21 protein-coding genes and 1 tRNA gene are annotated in these 22,044 nt (G+C 28.2%); 9 read left to right on the top strand and 13 right to left on the bottom strand.

Translation table 11 applies throughout. The features are described from left to right. Positions 1 to 82: 82 nt before the first annotated feature. The 3 genes from NQ543_RS04695 (at position 83) to NQ543_RS04685 (ending at position 2,087) form a co-directional block, all read left to right on the top strand. On the top strand, positions 83 to 385 hold the full coding sequence (locus NQ543_RS04695) for a transposase (protein WP_004610048.1): 303 nt from the start codon (positions 83 to 85) through the stop codon (positions 383 to 385). A 17-nt stretch (positions 386 to 402) separates the two neighbouring features. Then, positions 403 to 1,272 (top strand): IS3 family transposase, encoded by an 870-nt coding sequence (locus tag NQ543_RS04690; RefSeq protein ID WP_004610047.1) that lies wholly within the window; start codon positions 403 to 405, stop codon positions 1,270 to 1,272. Positions 1,273 to 1,904: 632 nt separating this feature from the next. After that, the gene (locus NQ543_RS04685; protein WP_039904614.1) at positions 1,905 to 2,087 is read left to right on the top strand and encodes a hypothetical protein; all 183 of its coding nucleotides are present in this window, start codon (positions 1,905 to 1,907) and stop codon (positions 2,085 to 2,087) included. A 513-nt stretch (positions 2,088 to 2,600) separates the two neighbouring features. On the opposite strand, the gene NQ543_RS04680 is transcribed toward NQ543_RS04685, so the two are convergent. From NQ543_RS04680 to NQ543_RS04635, 10 genes are all read right to left on the bottom strand, one after another. Continuing rightward, positions 2,601 to 3,704 carry a hypothetical protein gene (locus NQ543_RS04680; RefSeq protein ID WP_039904612.1) on the bottom strand — a complete coding sequence of 368 codons (1,104 nt, stop codon included), beginning with the start codon at positions 3,702 to 3,704 and terminating at the stop codon, positions 2,601 to 2,603. A 190-nt stretch (positions 3,705 to 3,894) separates the two neighbouring features. Then, on the bottom strand, positions 3,895 to 6,420 hold the full coding sequence (locus NQ543_RS04675) for a DUF4268 domain-containing protein (protein ID WP_039904608.1): 2,526 nt from the start codon (positions 6,418 to 6,420) through the stop codon (positions 3,895 to 3,897). A gap of 366 nt (positions 6,421 to 6,786) precedes the next feature. Next, positions 6,787 to 7,014: a TnpV protein gene (locus tag NQ543_RS04670; protein WP_083784300.1), complete on the bottom strand. Its 228-nt coding sequence runs from the start codon at positions 7,012 to 7,014 to the stop codon at positions 6,787 to 6,789. Positions 7,015 to 7,028: 14 nt separating this feature from the next. Then, positions 7,029 to 7,172, bottom strand: a complete 144-nt coding sequence (locus NQ543_RS04665) for a hypothetical protein (RefSeq protein WP_004610556.1) — start codon at positions 7,170 to 7,172, stop codon at positions 7,029 to 7,031. Positions 7,173 to 7,358: 186 nt separating this feature from the next. Next, positions 7,359 to 8,906 (bottom strand): glutamine-hydrolyzing GMP synthase, encoded by a 1,548-nt coding sequence (gene guaA, locus NQ543_RS04660; RefSeq protein WP_004610555.1) that lies wholly within the window; start codon positions 8,904 to 8,906, stop codon positions 7,359 to 7,361. Positions 8,907 to 8,918: 12 nt separating this feature from the next. After that, a complete protein-coding gene (locus tag NQ543_RS04655; RefSeq protein WP_039904603.1) occupies positions 8,919 to 10,196 on the bottom strand; it encodes an adenylosuccinate synthase in 1,278 nt (425 codons plus the stop codon). Between the two features lie 508 nt (positions 10,197 to 10,704). Beyond that, positions 10,705 to 11,433: an anti-sigma-I factor RsgI family protein gene (locus tag NQ543_RS04650; protein ID WP_004610552.1), complete on the bottom strand. Its 729-nt coding sequence runs from the start codon at positions 11,431 to 11,433 to the stop codon at positions 10,705 to 10,707. After that, entirely contained in the window at positions 11,426 to 11,908 is a 483-nt protein-coding gene (locus NQ543_RS04645) for an RNA polymerase sigma factor (RefSeq protein WP_004610551.1), read from the bottom strand. The genes NQ543_RS04650 and NQ543_RS04645 overlap by 8 nt, the downstream gene beginning before the upstream one ends. A 13-nt stretch (positions 11,909 to 11,921) precedes the next feature. Beyond that, a complete protein-coding gene (locus NQ543_RS04640; protein WP_004610550.1) occupies positions 11,922 to 12,293 on the bottom strand; it encodes a hypothetical protein in 372 nt (123 codons plus the stop codon). Between the two features lie 940 nt (positions 12,294 to 13,233). Then, positions 13,234 to 14,094: a diacylglycerol/lipid kinase family protein gene (locus NQ543_RS04635; RefSeq protein ID WP_004610549.1), complete on the bottom strand. Its 861-nt coding sequence runs from the start codon at positions 14,092 to 14,094 to the stop codon at positions 13,234 to 13,236. A 661-nt stretch (positions 14,095 to 14,755) separates the two neighbouring features. Between NQ543_RS04635 and NQ543_RS04630 the strand changes: the two genes are divergently transcribed. Beyond that, positions 14,756 to 14,830 (top strand) — tRNA-Arg (locus NQ543_RS04630). Between the two features lie 77 nt (positions 14,831 to 14,907). Here NQ543_RS04630 and NQ543_RS04625 read toward each other — a convergent pair. From NQ543_RS04625 to NQ543_RS04615, 3 genes are all read right to left on the bottom strand, one after another. Next, entirely contained in the window at positions 14,908 to 15,114 is a 207-nt protein-coding gene (locus tag NQ543_RS04625; protein ID WP_004610547.1) for a hypothetical protein, read from the bottom strand. 134 nt (positions 15,115 to 15,248) lie between these two features. Further along, entirely contained in the window at positions 15,249 to 16,667 is a 1,419-nt protein-coding gene (ltrA, locus tag NQ543_RS04620; protein ID WP_004610546.1) for a group II intron reverse transcriptase/maturase, read from the bottom strand. Positions 16,668 to 17,114: 447 nt separating this feature from the next. Beyond that, a complete protein-coding gene (locus NQ543_RS04615; protein ID WP_004610544.1) occupies positions 17,115 to 18,203 on the bottom strand; it encodes a CHAP domain-containing protein in 1,089 nt (362 codons plus the stop codon). 168 nt (positions 18,204 to 18,371) lie between these two features. On the opposite strand from NQ543_RS04615, the gene NQ543_RS04610 reads away from it, so the two are divergent. The 5 genes from NQ543_RS04610 to NQ543_RS04590 all read left to right on the top strand — a co-directional run bounded on the left by NQ543_RS04610 (position 18,372) and on the right by NQ543_RS04590 (position 22,007). Beyond that, positions 18,372 to 18,746 (top strand): GntR family transcriptional regulator, encoded by a 375-nt coding sequence (locus NQ543_RS04610; protein ID WP_004610543.1) that lies wholly within the window; start codon positions 18,372 to 18,374, stop codon positions 18,744 to 18,746. A 2-nt stretch (positions 18,747 to 18,748) separates the two neighbouring features. Next, complete coding sequence (locus tag NQ543_RS04605) at positions 18,749 to 19,615, top strand: ABC transporter ATP-binding protein (RefSeq protein WP_004610542.1); 867 nt, start codon at positions 18,749 to 18,751, stop codon at positions 19,613 to 19,615. Further along, the gene (locus tag NQ543_RS04600; protein WP_004610541.1) at positions 19,609 to 20,259 is read left to right on the top strand and encodes an ABC-2 transporter permease; all 651 of its coding nucleotides are present in this window, start codon (positions 19,609 to 19,611) and stop codon (positions 20,257 to 20,259) included. Before NQ543_RS04605 ends, NQ543_RS04600 begins: the two co-directional genes overlap by 7 nt. Before the next feature lie 81 nt (positions 20,260 to 20,340). Continuing rightward, a complete protein-coding gene (locus tag NQ543_RS04595) occupies positions 20,341 to 21,018 on the top strand; it encodes a response regulator transcription factor (protein WP_004610540.1) in 678 nt (225 codons plus the stop codon). Next, on the top strand, positions 21,015 to 22,007 hold the full coding sequence (locus NQ543_RS04590; protein WP_004610539.1) for a sensor histidine kinase: 993 nt from the start codon (positions 21,015 to 21,017) through the stop codon (positions 22,005 to 22,007). The genes NQ543_RS04595 and NQ543_RS04590 overlap by 4 nt, the downstream gene beginning before the upstream one ends. The last annotated feature ends 37 nt before the right edge of the window (positions 22,008 to 22,044 follow it).

Below are 22,044 nucleotides of genomic sequence, written 5' to 3'. Positions count from 1 at the left end.
TGAAAACAGTATTGATTAATACTGATAACAGATGTAATCTATATTAATCAATAATCAAATTATAAATAAGGGGTAGAGTTATATGGCTAAAAAGAAACAAATCGATAAACAATTTAAAATTGATGCTGTTAATTATAGGAAGCATCATCCTGAACTTACCATGGCTGAAGTAGCTAATAATCTTGGAATCTCATTAAGTTCTATTCATCGCTGGATTAAAGAATATTCATCAAACAGCGATGATGAAAGCAAGGTATTTAGAGGTTCTGGTAATTATTCCAGTGATGATGCTAAAGAACTGGCAAGATTAAAAAAAGAAAACAGGGATTTAAGAGACGCTGTTGAAATATTAAAAAAAGCTATGAACATTCTCAACAGCCAGTAAGTATTCTTTATAGAGCATTGGACGAATATATTGATAAAGATGCCGATTCTAATAAGGTTTCGATTAGAGCAGTAACCAAAATATTAAATATTTCCAGAAGCGGTTTTAAATCATGGAAGCATCGTAAAAAATCCCATCGGCAACTGCACAAAGAACGAATCAAAGAAATGATTCTAACTATTTATCATGAAAACAAAGAAATTTATGGAGCACCAAAAATCACCTATATCCTGCGGCAAAAAGGAATAAAGATAAGCATGAAAACAGTCAGTAATTATATGCGTGAGATGGGAATAAAAGCCTGCTATATAAAACACTGGACAAAAACAACGATTTCTAAAAATTTCACTGCAGATTTAAAAAATCTGCTTAAAAGAGAATTCAATCCAGACAGGCCAAATGCTTTCTGGTGTACAGACATAACCTATATCTGGACCTATGATGAGGGTTTTGTTTATTTAACAAGTGTAATGGATTTATATTCAAGAAAAATCATATCCTGGGTATTAACTAAAGATATGAAAGCCGAATCGATAATAGAAGCAATAAATATTGCAAAAGTACGAAGAAATATTGAAAAACCGCTTGTGATCCATAGCGATCGTGGAGTGCAGTTTACAAGTGAAGAATATCAAAAAATAACGATAAAAATGAAAAGAAGCTATTCACAAAAGGGAACACCATGGGATAATGCATGTATAGAATCGTTTCATTCACTGATAAAAAGAGAATGGCTAAATCGCTTCAAAATAATGGATTATGGTCAAACATATCAATTAATATTTGAATATATTGAAACATTTTATAACACAGTAAGAATTCATAATCATTGCGGTTATATGAGTCCAAATAATTATGAATCAGAATTTTTCAAATGTCGAAGTTAAATAGAAAAATTTCTATTTAACTGGTACTTTTTCTTGACATAGTACCATTTCATGCGTTATGCACCACTGATACACAGTTTAAGCACCGCTTTAAAATATAGAATTTATTCGAAATGCACCATTAATTCATGCACATAACCACTTAAAAGACCTGGATGTCAAATGCATTAAGTATCAATGTATGTCGTTCAAGAAAACGTGTAAAATATATTCGTTTGCATTTAAACTTCAATTTTGATTCACACAACTATGTGATACTGATCCTGACAGGAACACCCGTACTGAATCACACCATCAACAGAGTAGTCCACTAAGCATTCAAAAAAAGTCGTGATCCAGTATAAAACAACAGTGATGAATGAGAAAGCTGTTAAAAATTATATTAATATAAAAATAAAAAGGTCGGACATAATAAACCACTGGTGTTATCAGAAGTATTGATGGTGTTGGCCAATACAAGTCAGGGATCATCAAGAAAAACAATCTGATGACCCTTTGTTTGATAATAGAAGCAACAGAAATCATGATGATGATCGATAATAATACTATAATGGAGACAGCAGATGAGATCGGATAAACGAATGGCGAGCATATAACTTTTATGAATATGATACGAGAAGATGACATATAAAATGAACGCAGAAGATTTTATCGAAATAGCAGAATATATAAATGACAATTATATTTCAAAAGATGAATGCTCTGAAATTGATCTGTATAGAGTATTGAGCAGCATTGACAACAGTCTCAGTGATATAGCCATGTATTTAAAAAATCAACTGGTCGTGAAAAAGATTTGGCCGAATCAATTGTAGATAATAAATTATGAAATATGAACAATCTGAAATTAGATACGGGATATATCTGATCAGACTGTTTTTTATAATATATAAATTAAAATAATTTGAATAAAGTTATTAAAAATAAATGCTTATCATGACTAATTTACAGAAAAGAATTCCAAAAACTAGTTAATTTAAATAAAATAATCTAAAATAATTCGCCTATCAATATTCAATTATCAATTTTAATGCCAAACAATTTTACACTCTCACAGCTATCGCTATGCTTTAGCTATTCCTTAATCCTCCACTCTTGACATAGAGCCACTTTTTGACATTTTATATGCTATTCAAACTCCTTGAATTCATATAAATTTACTAACCTTTTAAAATTAAGATATAAGCTTTATTTCTCTAAATTCATTAATTCCTATAAAAATTCTTACTTCATAATATAATAAGGTCAATTTTAGGTCATGATTAATAGATGTTTATAATATATATTATGAAATATTCAAATTTCAATTTATGTCTTATAATATATATTTATTTTGCATTGTCATTTTTAATTGCAAATTCAATTGATAGGATATTAGGAATTGTATCATGATTATTTAAATCGAAAATTTTCTTTGCTTCCTCTATTAGATTAATATCAGGAGAAGTAACTAACGCATTAAATGATTGTAGAGAGACATTTCTCAATGATTCATTTTTTATAATATCATCTCTAACACTTTTTGAAATAAAATAATCTTCAGTATATAAAAATATAATGTAATTAATGATTGATAGCTTTAATTCAAGAGGCTGTTCATTAAATCTTTTATAAAACTTTCTATATCTCTTATGTGTATTTTCTACAAACATTAAAATCTCTGTTTTGCTTTCAAAAGGGAAAATACAAATGTGTAAGTTTGCAATTTTATATTTACAATCTTTATTATAAATATTATTTATAATTGATCCATCTAAATCTGTTATTAAAGCCACAGTACCTTGAAATGCAATAGGAACTGTATAGTCCAATTTAATACGACTAAACAAATAATATTCTGTATTATCTTTCTTTTGACTTAACCGCTTCGCCTTGTAAAAACAAGACAAATATTCTTTCAAATCTAACATTTTCACTTCTTCATATAGTCTTTCAATTTCGATAGGATAATTAATTCCTAATTCTCTAGATGCTTTAGGCATTTCAAGTTCAATATTTCTTTTATCTATTTGTTTCAAATAATTCTTCATGGCGATTTCAGCTAACATTTTTCCACTGATTTTATCATTATAGTTAATAGGATTCTCGTATGTTTGAAAGGCTGTATTATCACATTTTTGACATATCAAATGAAAAGTTCCAGAATTTTTAATTCCTTTTTCTGTATCTATAAATGGTAAATCTATTAATTTATTAGAATAATATACCTTTCCTTGATTTGCAATTTGTTTTAAACAAAACGCAGGTATACTATGAGAATTGCAAAAACTGTCTACTTCTCCTCCACATATCAAACATCTACTTTTTTTAGAAGTCCTTCTTGCTTTAGATACAACTTGATTTATTTTCTTTTTGTATTTAATTTTATCTTTTTCTATTATTTCTTTATCAATGTTATTTAATTTAAAATTAGTGAACTCAACATCTTTCATTGCTGTCCCCTCCAACTATACGTATTTAATATTAATTATTTTTAAATAAAACATTTAAAATTATTTCTCTTAATGATACTCAAAGATAAGAAACAATTTCATTTCCTTAAATATTTTTTCTGCTATATCATTAAATTTATCTGTTTGTCTTTCTAACCAATAAAAAAGTTACTAAATGAACTAATGATTTTTAGCGCAAGTATGGAACAATTACATCATAGAATTTTTTACTCCATTCAGCATGAAATCTTGCCATTTGAAGCCAATCCACTTCATTTTCAATACTTACATTATTCAATTGATAAAAAATCTTCGACGCCTTTGCTTCATCGTTCCTATTCCAACTCAAAGAAATTCCTAAGCCCGCTTCAATTTTCTCTTTATTTACAATTAGCATATCAAAAGTTTTCTTATTAATCTCTTTATCAGATTTTCCTAAATACATTTCCACTCTCGCAGAATCATAATTAGCAACACAATTAATTGAAAAACCACTAACACCTATAAATCCAGAAATATAATTTTCTATCGTTGCATTAACATTGCTAAAAGATTTATCTCCATGTGCTTCATGAATAAAATCAAGTGCATAAGTCCAATAGCGTCTTCTCAATTCGAAACGGCTGCCCGGTTCATCTTCATTCTCCTCGTTTTCATCTCTTAAATAAAACACAAAATCATCAGGATCGACATCATACAATTTAACTAACCTGCGTAAAATAGATAGTTTCATATCAGTACTTGTGTTTTTCTCTGTATAGATATTTTCATCAATTTGTAGCGCAGATCTTAACGTATTTTTATTATCACTAAAATATACCGATAAATCATAATCTCCTTTTTGTGCTACTAAGTGATTTAATACTGATTTTTCATCAGCGTGTAGCAACTTTACAACTCTTTCATACATGTCTACCCAACTTGTTACTGGCTGTTCAGCTTTTTTAAAACTAAATCGAACAATTTGTCTTCCACTTAAAGAAATATCTTCTCCTAACGTAACACTATCCATCTGTTTTTCAGCAGGTAAATAATCTGTTGTAGGTGCAGACCATATTTGTAATGCTTTATCTTTTAAATAATCACTCCTATCTTTAAGTTCAGCTAATGTCCATTTATCCTTTTGAGCAATATAAGTATTCATTCGTATTCCACTGTCTAAAAAACCATTTTGCATATTTTTCTTTTCTACAAAAGAGCTATTACTATATTTTGAGTTATAAGCAGTCAAAGTCAAATTTGCAATTCTATGAAGCCACTCCGCGTGAATTAATTCATAATTTTCACCAAGTTCTTTTTGCCATAATGGAGTAAGATGTTGAGGCATTATATGTTCAATTGAATATGTTCCATAATCACAATGACCATAAATATCCTTATCCTCAACAGTACCAAAATTTTCAATACGTTCTAGGATATAGATTTTATTTTTACTATTCATTGAATAAATTTGTCGTTCGGTAAAATCACGAGCGAATTCATCATTATTAGGAAAACATGCTCTATCTTTTTTGGATAATAATGTATATTTAAATTTAGATACGTAATCATTATCAGTTCCATCATATCGAATAATTTCTCTATGCAACATCAAAAAAATTTTATTTAAAGCATTTGTTGGTAAATCACAAATATTTCTTCTAAACAAATAATTTTCAGTTGTTATAAAAATATCCGAAACATCATCAATATTCAATTTATTTTCATCAAATAATCTTAAAACTTCCAAAAAAAACGGTCTCGTTACTGTTGTTTCTAAACGATTCAATCTGTAGATACAAGCATTCAACATTTTATCAACATTATTCCCGTTTAGAAGCACTTGATATCTTTTGGCATATGCCAACATATCTTTTAATAGTTCTTCTGTTTCAATTTTTGTATATTCAACAAATTCTTTAAAATTAATATACACTTTTTTTTGAGATGGAATTGCTTGTTGTTTAATACTTAAGTAATCTCTAATAAAAGAACTAACATCATATTTAGTACAAATTTCAATTTTATTCCAATACTTCTCATAATATTCATTTTGAACATTTGCTGGTAATCCCATTAAAATAAAGTTGCGAATTTTATCTCCTTCACTAAGATCTAGTCCAGTAGAGTTCAAACTCTCAAAAATCAATTGAGGATTATCATCATTGCTAAGTGTGATATTAATAATTTCAAGCTTGCAAATAGCATCGAATAATTCATCAACTGTAACCTCTTGTTTTTTTATGCGATCATAAAAATAATTGTAATTCGTAGTTAGATTTGAATCGCGTATATATTCATCTTCACTATTAAACAACTTATCAAATGCTTCTCTATCATTCTTAACTGGTTTTAATTTAATACGTGTTTCTTCTGGCTGATATTTATCAACCAAAAAGTCTTCATAAATTTGATTTGCTAATGTTTTTTCCTCAACTACCACTAATCCTTTTGAAATTAGGTTATACATTGCCAAAAGCAACAACGAAACAGTTGTTAAACGCTGTTGACCATCAATAACAAGAAACTCAGTATTTCTACCAGAAGACTCATATACTGATACTAAGCTACCAAAAAAATGATTATTTCTGCGATTTTTAACAACCTTTACTAAATCATCATAAAGCTGCTTACAATTTTCAGTCTTCCAATCATAATTTCGCTGATAGACAGGAATTATAAAACGTTTCTTTGAACCATCCATATATTCAATCAATCTACATTCTGAACCTTTCAAAATTATACCTCCATTCTGTTTTTTGACTCATCCTATATAATTTAATTTAATATAAAAATTATATTACGACCATACGTATCTCTGCATTAACAAAAATTTCACGATGCAACTTTAAATAAAAAATCGCGTATTATAATTATACTTCTATACACATAAACTCTCAATGAAAATCAAACTAAATAATTATTTTAATAAAAAATGTAAAATACAATAAAATTACTTACACACTTTTATTGAAAAAATATATTCAAAAAAGTGAGATTATCCCACTTCAATTACCTCTTTAATTATATTTTTCTCTGCAACATTTCTGACGAAATTCATCTCCTGTACCTAGCTCATTTGATTTTTTCTTTTAATTCTTCATTAATATCTTTCTTCCATAAGTTGCTTTACTAACAAGTCATATCTATCATTCATCTGCTGATCCACTGATAACAGTTCATCATTCAACATATTTTCTACAAATAAAGCTAGATAATGTGCTTTATAATTTTCTTTCAAATGTTTCAAATATATTCGTCCAAATTTTGTTAAATTTATTAACAATTCTTCTTGTTTTAAAACTGGAAATTCACAGCCTCTTACTTGAATCTATTTAATTTCTTTCATTTACTTTTAACGAGACTTATCCCTTGTTTTATTTTCTGCCTTGCGGTGAATTCTACATCATCATTGAAACTTCTATCTCGAATATTATCACCAGCATTGATTTCCAATTTTAATTTTTTAATAGCACTTAAATCTCTCATTTTTCAGTCCCATCTTATTCATTTTCACTCATAGCTTTCATTCAATGGCAAATTTTGTTTAATTAATACCCCTTTTTTCATTTACTTATATTTATCAAATAATTTAACATTATATATTTTTATAGATAAATATACAAAAAAGTGCCTTAAACAGGCACTTTTTCAATACGTCTAAACCACTCAGTACTATTCGAACTCGATTGTTCCTGGTGGTTTTGATGTAATATCATACATTACTCGATTTACCCCACGAACTTCATTTATAATACGAGACATAACTTTATTCAATACTTCATATGGGATTTGAGCAGCTTCAGCTGTCATGAAATCAATTGTGTTTACTGCACGTAAAGCAATTGCATAATCATATGTTCTTTCATCACCCATAACTCCTACTGAACGCATGTTTGTAAGAGCTGCAAAGTATTGACCAATTGTTTTATCAAGACCAGCTTTTGCAATTTCTTCACGATAGATTGCATCAGCATCTTGTACAATTTTAACTTTTTCTTCAGTAACTTCACCAATAATTCTGATACCTAAACCCGGTCCTGGAAATGGTTGTCTAAATACTAAGTATTCAGGAATTCCTAATTCTAAACCAACTTTACGCACTTCATCTTTGAAAAGATCACGTAATGGTTCAATGATTTCTTTAAAATCAACAGCATCTGGTAAACCACCAACATTATGATGTGATTTAATAACTGCAGATTCTCCACCTAATCCACTTTCAACAACATCTGGATAGATAGTTCCTTGAACTAAGAAATCAACAGTACCAATCTTTTTAGCTTCTTCTTCAAAAACACGAATAAATTCTTCACCAATAATCTTACGTTTAGCTTCTGGTTCTTCAATTCCCTTTAACTTATCATAATATCTTTGTTGAGCATTTACTCTAATGAAGTTTAATTCATAATGTCCATTTGGTCCAAATACTTCTTCAACTTCATCACCTTCATTTTTACGAAGTAATCCATGATCAACAAATACACAAGTTAACTGATTACCAATAGCTTTTGATAAAAGCACTGCTGCAACTGATGAATCAACACCACCAGATAAAGCACATAATACCTTACCATTACCAACTTTTTCTCTAATAGCTTTAACTTGTTCTTCAACAAATGAATCCATACGCCAATCACCAGAACAATTACATACATCCATTACGAAATTAGATAAAATATTTTTACCATGCTCAGTATGTAATACTTCAGGATGGAATTGAATTGCATACAATTTTTGCTCTTCATTTTCACAAGATGCAACTGGACAATCTTTAGTATAAGATGTAATTTCAAAACCTGGCGCAATCTTAGAAATATAATCAAAGTGACTCATCCAACAAATACTTTCTTTAGGTACATCTTTAAACAACTTAGAATCAGTTTTACTAATAATAAGATTTGATTTACCATACTCTCTTACATCAGCACGTTCTACTTTACCACCTAAAACATGTTGCATCAATTGAGCTCCATAACATAACCCAAGTACTGGAATACCTAATTCAAATAATTCTTTTTGATATGTAGGAGAATCTTCTAAATAACAACTATTTGGCCCACCAGTTAAAATAATTCCCTTAGGATTCATTTCTTTGATCTTTTCTAAATCAGTTTTATATGAATAAATTTCACAATAAACATTACACTCACGAACACGACGAGCAACTAACTGATTATATTGCCCACCAAAGTCAATAACAATAACTAACTCTCTTTTCACGCACTAACCTCCTTAAAATTCAATTTCTTTTAAAACAACAGTTTGATTACGATCAGGACCAACTGAAAACATTACAATTGGACAATGAATTAATTCTTCAATTCTTCTAATATAATTTTGACAATTAACAGGTAATTCCTCAAAAGATTTTACATTAGTAATATCTTCATTCCATCCTGGCATTTCTTCATAAACAGGTTCAACTTCTTCAATTCCTTTTACTGTTGCTGGTAAACCATGAATAATTTCACCTTTATATTTATAAGCAGTACAAATTTTTAAAGTTTCAAAACCACTTAAAACATCTAATAACATTAAACTAATACCAGTTAAAGAAGACATTCTTCTTGATTGATTTACTACAACTGCATCAAACCATCCTGTTCTTCTAGCACGCTTAGTAACGGTACCATATTCATGACCTCTTTGACGAATCAATTCACCAACTTCATCATTTAACTCAGTTGGAAAAGGCCCAGCTCCTACTCTAGTAGTATACGCTTTAATAATTCCAATTGATTCTTTAATATATAAAGGACCTATTCCAGTTCCTTCACTAACACCATTAGCACCTGGATGAGAACTTGTAACAAACGGATATGTACCATAATCAATATCCAACATTGCTCCTTGAGCACCTTCAAATAAAACCTTTTTATCTTCTTGTAAATATTGATCCAATAATATTCCTGTATCACAAACTAATGGTTTAATTTGTTTTGCATATTCTTTATATTCTTCAAAAATACTTTCAACCGTAAACTTATCTTTTAACTCTGGATATTCCATTAACTTCATTGGGAAAGTTTCTTTTAATCTTTCTAAAAATAACTCTTCATCAATAAACTCACCCATACGAATCCCAATACGACTGTATTTATCAATATATGTAGGACCAATTCCTTTTTTTGTAGTCCCGATACTATTAGCACCTTTACGTTTTTCTTGAATTTCATCAATTTCTAAATGATAAGGTAAAATAACATGACAACGATCACTTACTTTAATCTTACTTGTATCAATCCCAGCCTCATTTAAATACTTAACTTCTTCTAAAAAGGCCTTAGGATTAACAACCATTCCATTTGCCATAATTACTTCATGCCCACTAAAAATACCTGAAGGAATTAATTTCAACGCAAACTTCTTTCCATCATAAACAATCGTATGCCCAGCATTATTACCTCCGGCATAACGAACTACAACATCGGCTTTTTGGGCAAGATAATCAGTAACTTTACCTTTACCTTCATCTCCCCACATACTTCCTACTACAACAACACCTGCCATAAATTTCATCCTTTCTTATTTACTCTTACATTATATACAATTAATAAATAAAATGCATTAAAAAAGTAATCTAATATATGAGTTAATCTTAATTACTAACTAATTATAGTATAGTCTAAGCTATTAGTAAAATTAATATATCATCATTTTGATATAAGTACTACTTATATATATAAATCTTGATCAAGTCAACATTCTTTAACTTATCATAAAAATATAAGTTACCTAAATCTAACCTCTTTTTCAACATCAAAAAACATAATAAAAAATCGGTTTTTTTGGCACCAAACAACATACTACTAAATTTATAATTTCAAAACATAGACAATCCATACAATTAAAATTTACTAGCTTACTTAAATAAATAAATATACATTAATTGATGATTTTCTTAATTAATTTATATTTTTCTAGTTACTTAAATTTATGACTTATCTTCAATCAAATACTATTATATATTTTTAATCAATGTTTATTAAAAAAGGATTTCAATTTTATTTGAAACCCCCTATTCATGATGATAACCATGACGATGACCATGTTCATTGTTTTTATAATTATTATCTTGATTACTTGAAGTCAATGATTCAATTAAATGATGTATTTCCTTCATTGTCATATTTTGAACATCACTTACAGTTATAGTAGGATCAAGCTCTTGTAATTGTAAATAAGCCTGATACTTACCATAAGATAATCCTACTTCATGTGCTCTATTAACTTCATGATGATTAGTATGATAACAATAAGTATTACTTTGATTTTCTACAACTGTTTCAATATTAGTTAAAATTTGATTAGATTGCTTATTTTCATCACCAATTACACAAATAGTCATAACTTCATCATTGGACAAATATGCCATCACTTGATCATTATTGACAATCTGATCAATAGCTTCTTGATAATTTAAATATTTAATTTCTAATGTATCTAATAGTAATTTACCATCTTCATTATAACTATCAATTGAAACAACTTGATTAAAACGATTAATACCCAGTTCAATAGACGGATTAATATCAACACTAATAGCTACTGTTGGTGTAAAATACAACCAATATCCCCCAATCAAAAGCAACAATAAACATATCGTAGCCGGTATTAAACGAAAGAAATGAAATTGCTTAGCTTTAGTATAATTCCTAGTCTTTTTTGATATATATGCTTTTGTTTTATCTTTTAATTGATCTTCCATCTGGATTTGATCAAAAGCTTCTTTAATTTTTTTATTCATTATATTCACCCCCTAATTGATCTCGTAACATTTTTTTAGAACGAGTCAGGAGGGTATAAATAGTATTAACATTTTTACCAAGAATTTGACTAATTTCCGATGCTGTATAACCTTCGTAATAATGTAAATATATTACATCACGATATTTCTGTGATAAAGATAATACCGCCTCGATAACTTCACGATGATCATTACTTAAAAATTGCGGTTTTTCAAGTAAATCATCTAGTGGTATAGTTTTTTTTCGAAAGAAACTTCTGAGTAAATCTTTACAGCTATTAATAGTAACTCGAATGATCCAGGCTTTTTCATGTTCTGTACTATTAAATTTGATCTTACTAGTAATATACTTCAAAAAAACAGTTTGAAAAATATCTTCACTATCTGCTTCATTTTTTAAATAAAGAAGACAAATCCGTCTAACAGTATCACCATATTGATCAATTACTCGATTTAATTCTTGTTCACTACGCATTAAAACATCCTAATTAATGATGTCCGTGATTTCTGGCATGATGACTATTTCCATCATTGTGATGACCACAATTATTTGAATAACCATTAGCACTATAACTTGGACAATTTACATTGCAATTATCACAAATACCATCACCATTTTCATCATAATAATTCCACTGGCAATTACGACATTTTTGATTATCATCACAATTTATATTACAGTTATCACAAATACCATTTCCATCATTATCAATATGATTACAATTAACGTTAGCAATTTCTGGCACTGCTGTATCAATAGCTCTAGTATTGTCACTAGCAGGAGCATCAGCCATTATCACATTAACACCAAACCCTAATAATCCTATTCCAGTTAATAGACTAATAATAATTTTTTTCATCAAAATCCCTCCTTGATTATTTAATAAATTTAACCCTTTTCACTAATAATACGATTGAAATAGCATAAATCATTCACTTTTATAATTTTTTTAAAGTATGCTTTGTTAAAACTAACAACTAAAAAATTAAAAATGTTAAACAAAATGAAACTTAAACACATTTTCAATCACAAAAACTTTAAAATCATTGTAAAATAGTTTTTTTTGTCAATTTTATTTATATTGCATATGTTATGCATACTTTGATGTAATTATTATATAAGAGTATGTGTTAAAATAACTAAATTTAAAAACTGTTATCTATGGCATTAAAATCAATGATAATTATGATAAATTAAAACTTGTGTAGAAAATAAGGATTTTTGTCTAATTAAATGAATATGTTACTGAATTCAAAAAACAAAAGAAAGATTCTTTACAGTATTTATAAAAAAATCCGAATAGAACGTTCATAGAACGTTCAAGTTTCTTTCAATATTTACTACTTTTTATATTACAAACTACATTTAAATGATATTTGTAAAAACATCACTAATAAATATCAATTTAAGTTCGACTTAAATGATATTCTATCCAAACTCATTTACCCAAGTATTCTATTCCTCGCTTCCAAGCCTAGATTATCTAAGAAATTATTAGAGTAACTAAAATTTGAATATCAACATATAGAATACGCCTTTTATAAAAAAGATTTCAACTATATAAAAACAGTAAAAAATATACTTGATACATATTCCCATATAATTATATACAAGCAAATTTATCTGATGATTTACATGATAAATTTGACTTTAGAGTCAACTTTAAAATAATAAGAAAAAATTTGTAAACAAACCAAAAAATAGAGAACATAGACATTTTTTTAATTCAAAATGTATTTAAATTGAAAATATAGTATAGTTATCAGTAAAATTAATATATCATCATTTTAATATAAGTATTACTTATATATAACAACCTTGATCAAATCACTAACAATCTCCAAATGATAACGACCAGGCTGATAAGTTTCCCCATCAATATTAACTTCCTGCCTAGTTATCAAATCAACACTCTTTAACTTATCATGAAAGTATAACTTACCCAAATCTAACCTCTTTTTCAGCATCAAAAAAATATAATACAAAATCAATCTTTTTGGTAACGTCGAAACAAAATTCAAATCAATAAAGCCATCTTGAACATTAGCATCTTTACCAATTTCAAACCCACCACCAAAATATCTACCATTACAAAAAGCACAAACAACTAAATCACCATTATAAATAACCTTATTATTACTAGTCACCTTAGTTGGATAAAAACGATATTTAGAGATTCGTTTAATTAAAACATTAACATACTGCAACGTCTTAGGTAAAAACTTAATCTTATGATAATTATGAACATTATTTGCAATGTCACTATCAAAAGCGCAACATAACACATTAATACAATAAATATCATTAGCTTTAATCAAATCAATTGGTTGAGCTTTTAAACTCAATGACTTTTTTAAAAGCACACCTGGATCTTTACTATCAGCAATACTTCTAATAAAATCATTACCCGTTCCAGCAGGAATAACGACTAATTCATTATCACTACCTACTATTCCCTGAACTATTTCATGAATTAAACCATCACCACCAACTGCATAAATTCTACAGTTATGACATTCTTTAGCAATTTTTATTGCATGACGTGAATACTTTGTATATTTAATTTCATAATGATAACCTTGCATGGTTGAAACAATCATTGTTTCAATTTTGGTATCTTTTAAATTAGGTTTCATAATAAAAATATGTTTTTTATGCATTTATACCACCTTACATATTTTAACAAATTATTTATTCAATGAAAATAATTTTTAAATTTGGTAAAATAAGATTAGGTGGTGATCTTCATGATCTATTTTATCAATATCATAATTGGACTTCTATTCATTTGTTTTGACCTACTAGGATATAATAGTAACTTACTTAAATATCTAGTAAGTTTTAATTCTTTAGCCTATCTAATCATTAAAAGAGCTAATATTTATGTAATTCTAGCAATGGCCTTTGCTTTTATTGCTGATTATTTTCTATTATTTAGTGATTTATATATCTTAGGCATAATTTTATTTATCTTAGTCCAAATAACATATATGCATCTTTTAAATTATCATAACTATTTACCTTTATGTTTACTAATCTTTATTTTTGTTGATCCATTAATTACATTAGTCTTAATATACTTATGTTTTAGTCTATTAAATCTATATCATAGTTATCCTATCTCTAAAAGTTTTTTTACTTCAATTTTATTATTGCTGCTTTGTGATATTACAATTGGATTAGTATTTTTAGAAATAGTAGATCCTATGTGCTTTATTTTTATCTGGATTTTTTATTTACCTAGTCAATTATTTTTTATTTTTAGTTTTTTATAAAAGAGATTTATTTTTGAATTTAACAATGCTATAATGAATTAGCAATGTCTCCATAGTGAAATGGATATCACGCAACCCTCCGGAGGTTGAATTGTAGGTTCGATTCCTACTGGGGATACCATAGATTTTAAACCCGCATAAATACGTGGTTTTTTTATAAACAAAAACTATCATGTAGTAAAAATTTAAAACAACAGTTTAAAAGGACCTTTTTATAGGTCCTTTATTTGATTTTTGATTTCTGTCAATGATTCGATTGGCATTTCTAAAAAAATCAGAAATTTTTAATGCATTTAGTTCGCTTTGACAATGAAGATCTAATAATTGTAAAGCAAATAAAATTTCAATTATAGAATCTAGATTTGCTGTAATTGTTTCTAACTTTTCTTTTTGCTCTAAGTTCATATTCTCACCTCCTAATATCTTTTACAATACAGAAAAATAAACTGCTTTAAAATATTTAAAATTGAATAGGGGCTAAGAATTAAAATCTTTCGCCCCTTTCACAACACCGTGCGTAGGGTTCCCTACACGGCGTTTCATAAGTTTATAGAGTTGTAATAATCTAGTGCACTTATAAATCCGTATATTTTTAATACTTCATTTGTAAGTGTCCTTTTTAGTATGAAGCTATTGGCGATGTGCCAGTAGCTTTTTCTTGTGTTTGCCCATTCCCATGCCTTACTTTTATTAATACCTAGTTTTTGTAAATTTCTATACCTTGTTCTTACTAACTTCCATCTTTTCCAATATATCATTCGTATTCTTCTTCTCATCCATGAGTCTATTTCCCTTAGATGTTTACTCATATTCGCTATCCTATAGTAATTCACCCAACCTGTAATGTATTCTTTTAACTCTTTAGCTAATTCCTTACTTGATATTGGTCGGTTCCTTTTGGTGATTTCCTTTATTCTCTTTTTCATCTTTTCTTTAGATTTCTTGTGAACAGTGATTCGTACATTACCACTCTTCTCTATATAAAATCCAAAGCCCAAGAATTTTATATCAGTAATATAGGCTACCTTTGTCTTCTCTTGGTTCACTTTTACAAATAATTTCTCTTCTAAATATCTTGTCACTGTTTCTTTGACTCTCATTGCACTTCTTTTACTTTTGAATAGTATGACACAGTCATCTGCGTACCTTACAAATCGATTTCCTCTTCTTTCCATTTCTTTATCAAATTCATTAAGATATATATTTGATAATAATGGGCTGAGTGGCCCACCTTGGGGTACTCCTTTTGTAGTTTCTTCAAACTTATGTTTTACTATGACTCCTGCATTGAGATATTTATGTATGAGTGATATAACTCTTCCGTCTTTAATAGTTTGTGACAATATCTGTATAAGTCTTGAATGGTTGACTGTATCAAAGTACTTCTCTAAATCTAGGTCTACTGTATATCGATATCCTTCATTGGCGTATTCGACTACTTTTCTTACTGCTTGATGGGCATTTCTTCTTGGTCGGAACCCATAACTATTGTCACTGAATTGGGGTTCAAATATTGGTGTCAGTACCTGTACTATCGCCTGTTGTATGACCCTATCCGTCACTGTTGGAATTCCTAACTCTCTTTTCTTTCCGTTATCTTTTGGTATTTCTACTCTTTTAACGGCTTGTGGACTATAATGTCCCTCCATGATAAGTTTCTTTAGATAAGACCAGTGTTGTGCGAAATGCGTACGAACTTCTGCGACTTGCATTTTATCTACACCACCACTTCCCTTATTACTCATAACCCTTTGGATTGCCTTTTCTATATTGGCATCCTCCATAATTGTTTCAAGTAACTTCTCATGTACTACAAATCTATTGGTGTTCTTCGTATGTGATATCTCTTGTTTTGATGTAGGATACACTTCTCCACTATTGTCGTATCCCGTACTATCTTCATAGAGTAAGCCTAATGATAGTTGACAGTATCCTATTTTATCTTGAGTATCTTTCATTTCCAGTTCACCTCCTTATGTTCGGTCCTTCGCTAGATAACCATTACAGTTATCATCATCACTACTATGACCTCGGCTGACTTCCTAGGACAAACGTTTCCACCATGATTACATTTTCATCATGTTCCTAGGACCTCCCACGGTAAGACATAACACTTTCATCCTATGTACCCACTATCTTTACACTGCTTATTCCGTCGTACTATTGGACTTCGATTTGTTTAGCAATCTCATCCGATAAGCTTCTGCCTAAAATAGTTCGTATTCCTTGGGTCAGGACTTTGCCTCCAACTTCCTCCCGTTCACACCTTACGATGGATACCTTGTCTTCGGCTAGTGGTTGGTAGTACGAAACCCCCACAGTGGACTTTCACCACCTAGTCTTATGTCATGCGTGGCACACTAAAAAATATCTGTAACGTTAAATAACATTACAGATATTTTAACTTATTTAATTTCTCCTTTTAAAAGATGATATGTTGTATCTAATCCAACTTTAGCATCTTTTTGTAAATTTCGGTTACTTTGAAATGTCATAACACAAGTATCTAGATACTTACTCCACTTTCCATTTACTTCAAGTTTACTAAATCCAAAATAACGTAATCGATTTTGTAACCAACTAATTGCTGTAGGACAATTATGACTTTGTCCTTTCCATAATAAATGATTTTTTGCAAAATCCTGACTAGCTTTACCAAACTTATTATCAACTTCTAATTCATTTGTATCAAAACCTTTATTCATTGCTTCTTGCCATTTTCCTACCTCACTATTTTCTAAATAATATTTTTCATCGCCTTTCCATGAAGTATTCGATGATACATTAATGCAATATTCTAAATCAACCCAACCAGTACTATTAGCATAACCCCAGCCATTTTTTTCTTTAGTGATAGTTAATTGGGTACCATTTGCATAAGCAGTAATTTTAGCACTGCTAACACTTGGTTCTTTGCGACAATTAACACCACTTTTAGTATTTACCTTAACTTGATAATTTACAGCTTTTTCATTACTTATTGGTTTTGATGGCTGATTATTTGTAACACTTCCATCATAGTTAGGTTGAATATAACCTCTAATACTTGCATTTCCCACATTAATAACTCTACGACCTACAGCATTACTTTTATTACCTTCGATAACTGTAATTTGATTATTTGTAACACTTTCAACAATTCCTACATGCTCTGGCCAACCATCTTGATTATCCCAATCATACATAATAATATCCCCAACATTAGGACTACGTTTACCATCTTCATTCCAAATATTCATCTGTTTAGCTAATTCAATCATTTCACCACACGAACATTCAAGTGGAATAAATTTAGTTAAATTAGCTTTAATTACACAAGCACTAACAAAGACTGCACACCAATAATCATTATAATTTACTTTATAGCCTCTAGCTCGAGGAAGATGGTTATTATAAACATCAATAATTTGTTTATATGAACCATCTTTTTCATTCAATCCAATCCAAGATCTTGCATATTTTAATAATATTTCAACATTTGATATTTTAATCACCTCCCTAATTTATCTTATTCATTTAGAATTTTAAGCTTTAGTATGCTTTTACTATTCATTCATAATTTTATCAATACTGTATATATAAGATATTGACAGCATTACTAAATATCGTTATACTGTATATGTAAGATATATACAGTATATTATGTTACGAGGTGAATATTCATGGAAATTATACTTAGCAATTCAAGTTCAAAACCAATTTATGAACAAATTGTCATTCAAATCAAAGAACTGATTATGCAAGGCAAATTAAAACCAAATGATCCTTTACCTTCTATGCGCAAGTTGGCAAAAGATCTTCATGTTAGTATTATTACAACTCAAAGAGCCTATGATGAATTATCAAATGATGGCTTTATTGTAGTTATCCCAGCTAAAGGAGCATTTGTTGCAACCCAAAATAAAGATTTTATTCAAGAAGAAAATCGTCGTAGAATTGAAAAAATACTTCTTGATGCTTGCACTCTTGCAAAACAAAATGGGATTTCAAAAAAAGAGTTAATGACAACTCTTGAAATAATTTTTGAGGAGATATAATTATGGAATATGCAATCGAAATCAATAATTTATCAAAAAAATATCATGATTTTACTTTAGATAAAATCTCTTTTTCAATCGCTAAAGGAACAGTTGTAGGATTAATTGGTGAAAATGGTGCTGGTAAGTCTACTATGATCAATTCAATTCTAGGAATAATTGATGCAAATTATCGTTCATTAAAGTATTTTGGTAAAGAATACAAAGATAATGAAAAAGAAATTAAAGAAGATCTAGCAGTTATTTTTGATACAACACATTTTAATTTAGAGTTTACTCCTAAATTCATTGGTTTAATTTTATCTAAAACTTATAAAAATTGGGACAATGATATTTATTGTCAATATTTAAAACGTTTTAATCTTCCTTTAAAAAAGAAACTAAAAACATTTTCATGTGGGATGAAAATGAAATTAGAATTTGCAATTGCTTTTAGCCATCATGCAAAATTACTAATTTTAGATGAAGCAACTAGTGGTTTAGACCCAATTATTCGTGAAGAAATATTAGAAATCATTCGTGAATTTACAGAAGAAGAAAATCATACTGTTTTAATATCTTCGCATATTACTAGTGATCTTGATAAAATTTCTGATTATATAGCCTATATTCATGAAGGAAAACTATTATTTTTTAAACCATACGATAAAATTATTGAAGATTATGGTATTATCAATGGCAATAAAGATACTCTTGAAACATTAAATGAAGATGATATCATTGCCTATATTAAAAAGCCATACAGTTACTCTATTTTAGTTAACAATCGTTATGCAATTCAAAAAATAATTCCTGATTTAGAAATCATTCGTCCAACGATTGAAGAAATTATGTTATTTTATGCAAAAGGAGTGAATAAAACATGTTAGGAATTATTATCAAAGATTATTATGAAAGCTTTTGTCTTAAAAAGAATCTAATTAGCATGATTTTTGCATTTACAGCACTTATTGTATTAGTCATGTTAATGAAAAACCTATATTCATTTATCCTAATCGTAGGTATAACTTTACCAATGATGGGTACTTCTACTTTACAATATTCAACCGAACAAGACGAAATTTCTAATTACAATAAGATTCTTTTAACATTTCCCCTTACTAAAAAAGAAATCGTTAAAGCAAAAATAATTTCAACTTTAATCCTATCATTTTCAATTAACTTATTAATTTCATTACCAATTACCTTTATTTACACTTTTATTTATCAAACTACAAATCTTGACACCGCTTTATTAATTTGGTTATTTGGCTTTATTTTGACATTTATTATGACAGCTATCAATAACATTGGACTTTTTTCACTTGGTAATAAAAAAGGTACGATTGTTTTTGTTATTTTTATTATTGTGGTAGCTATAAGTTATGTTTGTTCAAATATTTTTATTGGAATTGAAACAATCGTTGAACTCACTACCCCTACACTACTTATGTTTGAGACTCTTATTGCAATTATTTTAAATATTATTAGTTTTTATGCTTGTGTAAAAATATATTCAATTAAAAATTCATAACTCTAGAGTTTGTAATCTAGAGTTATTTTATTATTGTGATATTTTATTTAGGATGATAAAATTTAAAATTAAGTAAAGGATGTGAGCAAGTTGAAAAAAATATTAATTATTGAAGATGATAAAACTATTAGTGATGAATTAAAAATATTACTTGATGATAATGGCTATGATAGCTATCAACTATTTAATTTTCATCAAGTAGCAAAAAAGATTATTGAATTTGATCCTGATTTAGTTTTATTAGATATTGTTTTACCAGGTACTAATGGTCAAACAATTTTAAAAGAAATACGTAAAGAGTCTAATCTACCAGTTATTATGCTGACAAGCAAAACTGGTGATATAAATGAAATAATGTCAATGAGCTATGGTGCTGATGATTATATTACTAAGCCATATAACCCTACTCTTTTATTACTTAGAATTGAAACATTATTTAGACATCTTGATGATCAAGGATCAAATGATCAAATCGAATATAATCAAATGACGATTAATTTACTTAAAAGTACTTTAACATATAAAGATAATGAAATAATTCTTTCAAAAAATGAATTGACAATTTTATACTATTTAATTAAAAATCATGGTAAAATTGTATCTCGAGACGAATTAATGGACCACTTATGGGACTATAGTGATTTTGTTGATGATAATACGTTAACTGTAAATATTAATCGTTTAAGAAAGAAAATGAAAAATTTAGGTATTTTAGATTCTATTGAGACAAGAAGAAAGCAAGGATATATATTATTATGAAATTAACTAATTATTTAAAAGATAAGCTTGTGCATCTTAGTTTATTTTTTTGTTTATTAATTAGTATTGAAATTGTCTTAATTCTTTTTGATACTGTTTATACACTTCACATCTTTATTCATTTTCTTCTTATTTTATTTGCAATAATTATTATTTTATATGATTATAATCGTAAAAAATCTTTTTATAATGATATGAAAAATAAACTTGATTCCCTTGATGATAAATTCTTAATTATTGAAATGCTTGAGCGTCCTACTTTTATTGAAGGCAAATACTTATACGATAGTTTAGTTGATATTTGTAAATCAATGAATGATAAAATTGAAGAATATGTAAGAACAAGTAATGAATTAAAACGTTATATTGAAACATGGGTACATGAAATTAAAATTCCTATCTTTGCTTTAAAACTACTAATTCATAATCATCACGATAAAGCTTCAAGAAAACTAAAATCTCAATTAATTAAAATTGATTCTTATGTAGAACAAGTTTTATATTATATTAGAAGTGAAGTTCCTCAAAATGACTATATAATTGGTCAATATAGTTTAAAAAAGATCGTTGATTCTTCCATCAATGCTAATAAAGACTCTTTAATTCTCAATCATTTTTCAATCATTGAAGAAATTGAAGATACAATTATTCTAACCGATGAAAAATGGTTATCATTTATGATCGGTCAAATCATTAACAATGCTATTAAATACGCTAATAAAAACGATCATCAAATCATCTTTTCAACTAAACAATTAGAAAAAAAAGTTAAATTAATTATTGAAGACAATGGCATTGGTATCATTGAAGAAGATTTACCTAGAGTCTTTGAAAAATCATTTACCGGATATAACGGTAGAACATATAAAGCCTCAACTGGAATGGGCCTATATTTATGTAAATCACTTTGTTTAGAATTAGGACATGATATTGAAATTGAATCAGTTAAAAATAAATTCACTCGCATAATCATTACTCTACAAAAATAAACTAACCTTACAGCGCTGTAAGGTTTTTTAATAATAT

It is taken from the genome of Thomasclavelia spiroformis DSM 1552 (genome assembly GCF_025149465.1).
In the GTDB taxonomy this organism is placed as follows: domain Bacteria; phylum Bacillota_I; class Bacilli_A; order Erysipelotrichales; family Coprobacillaceae; genus Thomasclavelia; species Thomasclavelia spiroformis.
Note: the sequence above shows the minus strand (reverse complement) of the source record. Positions and strands in the feature narration are given on the sequence as shown.

Bases quoted from the DNA above. Each gene is read 5' to 3' on its own strand.
- NQ543_RS04695 (WP_004610048.1), top strand. From the start codon at position 83: ATGGCTAAAAAGAAACAAATCGATAAACAATTTAAAATTGATGCTGTT.
- NQ543_RS04685 (WP_039904614.1), top strand. From the start codon at position 1,905: ATGAACGCAGAAGATTTTATCGAAATAGCAGAATATATAAATGACAAT.
- NQ543_RS04680 (WP_039904612.1), bottom strand. From the start codon at position 3,704: ATGAAAGATGTTGAGTTCACTAATTTTAAATTAAATAACATTGATAAA.
- NQ543_RS04665 (WP_004610556.1), bottom strand. From the start codon at position 7,172: ATGAGAGATTTAAGTGCTATTAAAAAATTAAAATTGGAAATCAATGCT.
- NQ543_RS04655 (WP_039904603.1), bottom strand. From the start codon at position 10,196: ATGGCAGGTGTTGTTGTAGTAGGAAGTATGTGGGGAGATGAAGGTAAA.
- NQ543_RS04650 (WP_004610552.1), bottom strand. From the start codon at position 11,433: ATGAATAAAAAAATTAAAGAAGCTTTTGATCAAATCCAGATGGAAGAT.
- NQ543_RS04645 (WP_004610551.1), bottom strand. From the start codon at position 11,908: ATGCGTAGTGAACAAGAATTAAATCGAGTAATTGATCAATATGGTGAT.
- NQ543_RS04640 (WP_004610550.1), bottom strand. From the start codon at position 12,293: ATGAAAAAAATTATTATTAGTCTATTAACTGGAATAGGATTATTAGGG.
- NQ543_RS04635 (WP_004610549.1), bottom strand. From the start codon at position 14,094: ATGCATAAAAAACATATTTTTATTATGAAACCTAATTTAAAAGATACC.
- NQ543_RS04625 (WP_004610547.1), bottom strand. From the start codon at position 15,114: ATGAACTTAGAGCAAAAAGAAAAGTTAGAAACAATTACAGCAAATCTA.
- ltrA (WP_004610546.1), bottom strand. From the start codon at position 16,667: ATGAAAGATACTCAAGATAAAATAGGATACTGTCAACTATCATTAGGC.
- NQ543_RS04610 (WP_004610543.1), top strand. From the start codon at position 18,372: ATGGAAATTATACTTAGCAATTCAAGTTCAAAACCAATTTATGAACAA.
- NQ543_RS04605 (WP_004610542.1), top strand. From the start codon at position 18,749: ATGGAATATGCAATCGAAATCAATAATTTATCAAAAAAATATCATGAT.
- NQ543_RS04600 (WP_004610541.1), top strand. From the start codon at position 19,609: ATGTTAGGAATTATTATCAAAGATTATTATGAAAGCTTTTGTCTTAAA.
- NQ543_RS04590 (WP_004610539.1), top strand. From the start codon at position 21,015: ATGAAATTAACTAATTATTTAAAAGATAAGCTTGTGCATCTTAGTTTA.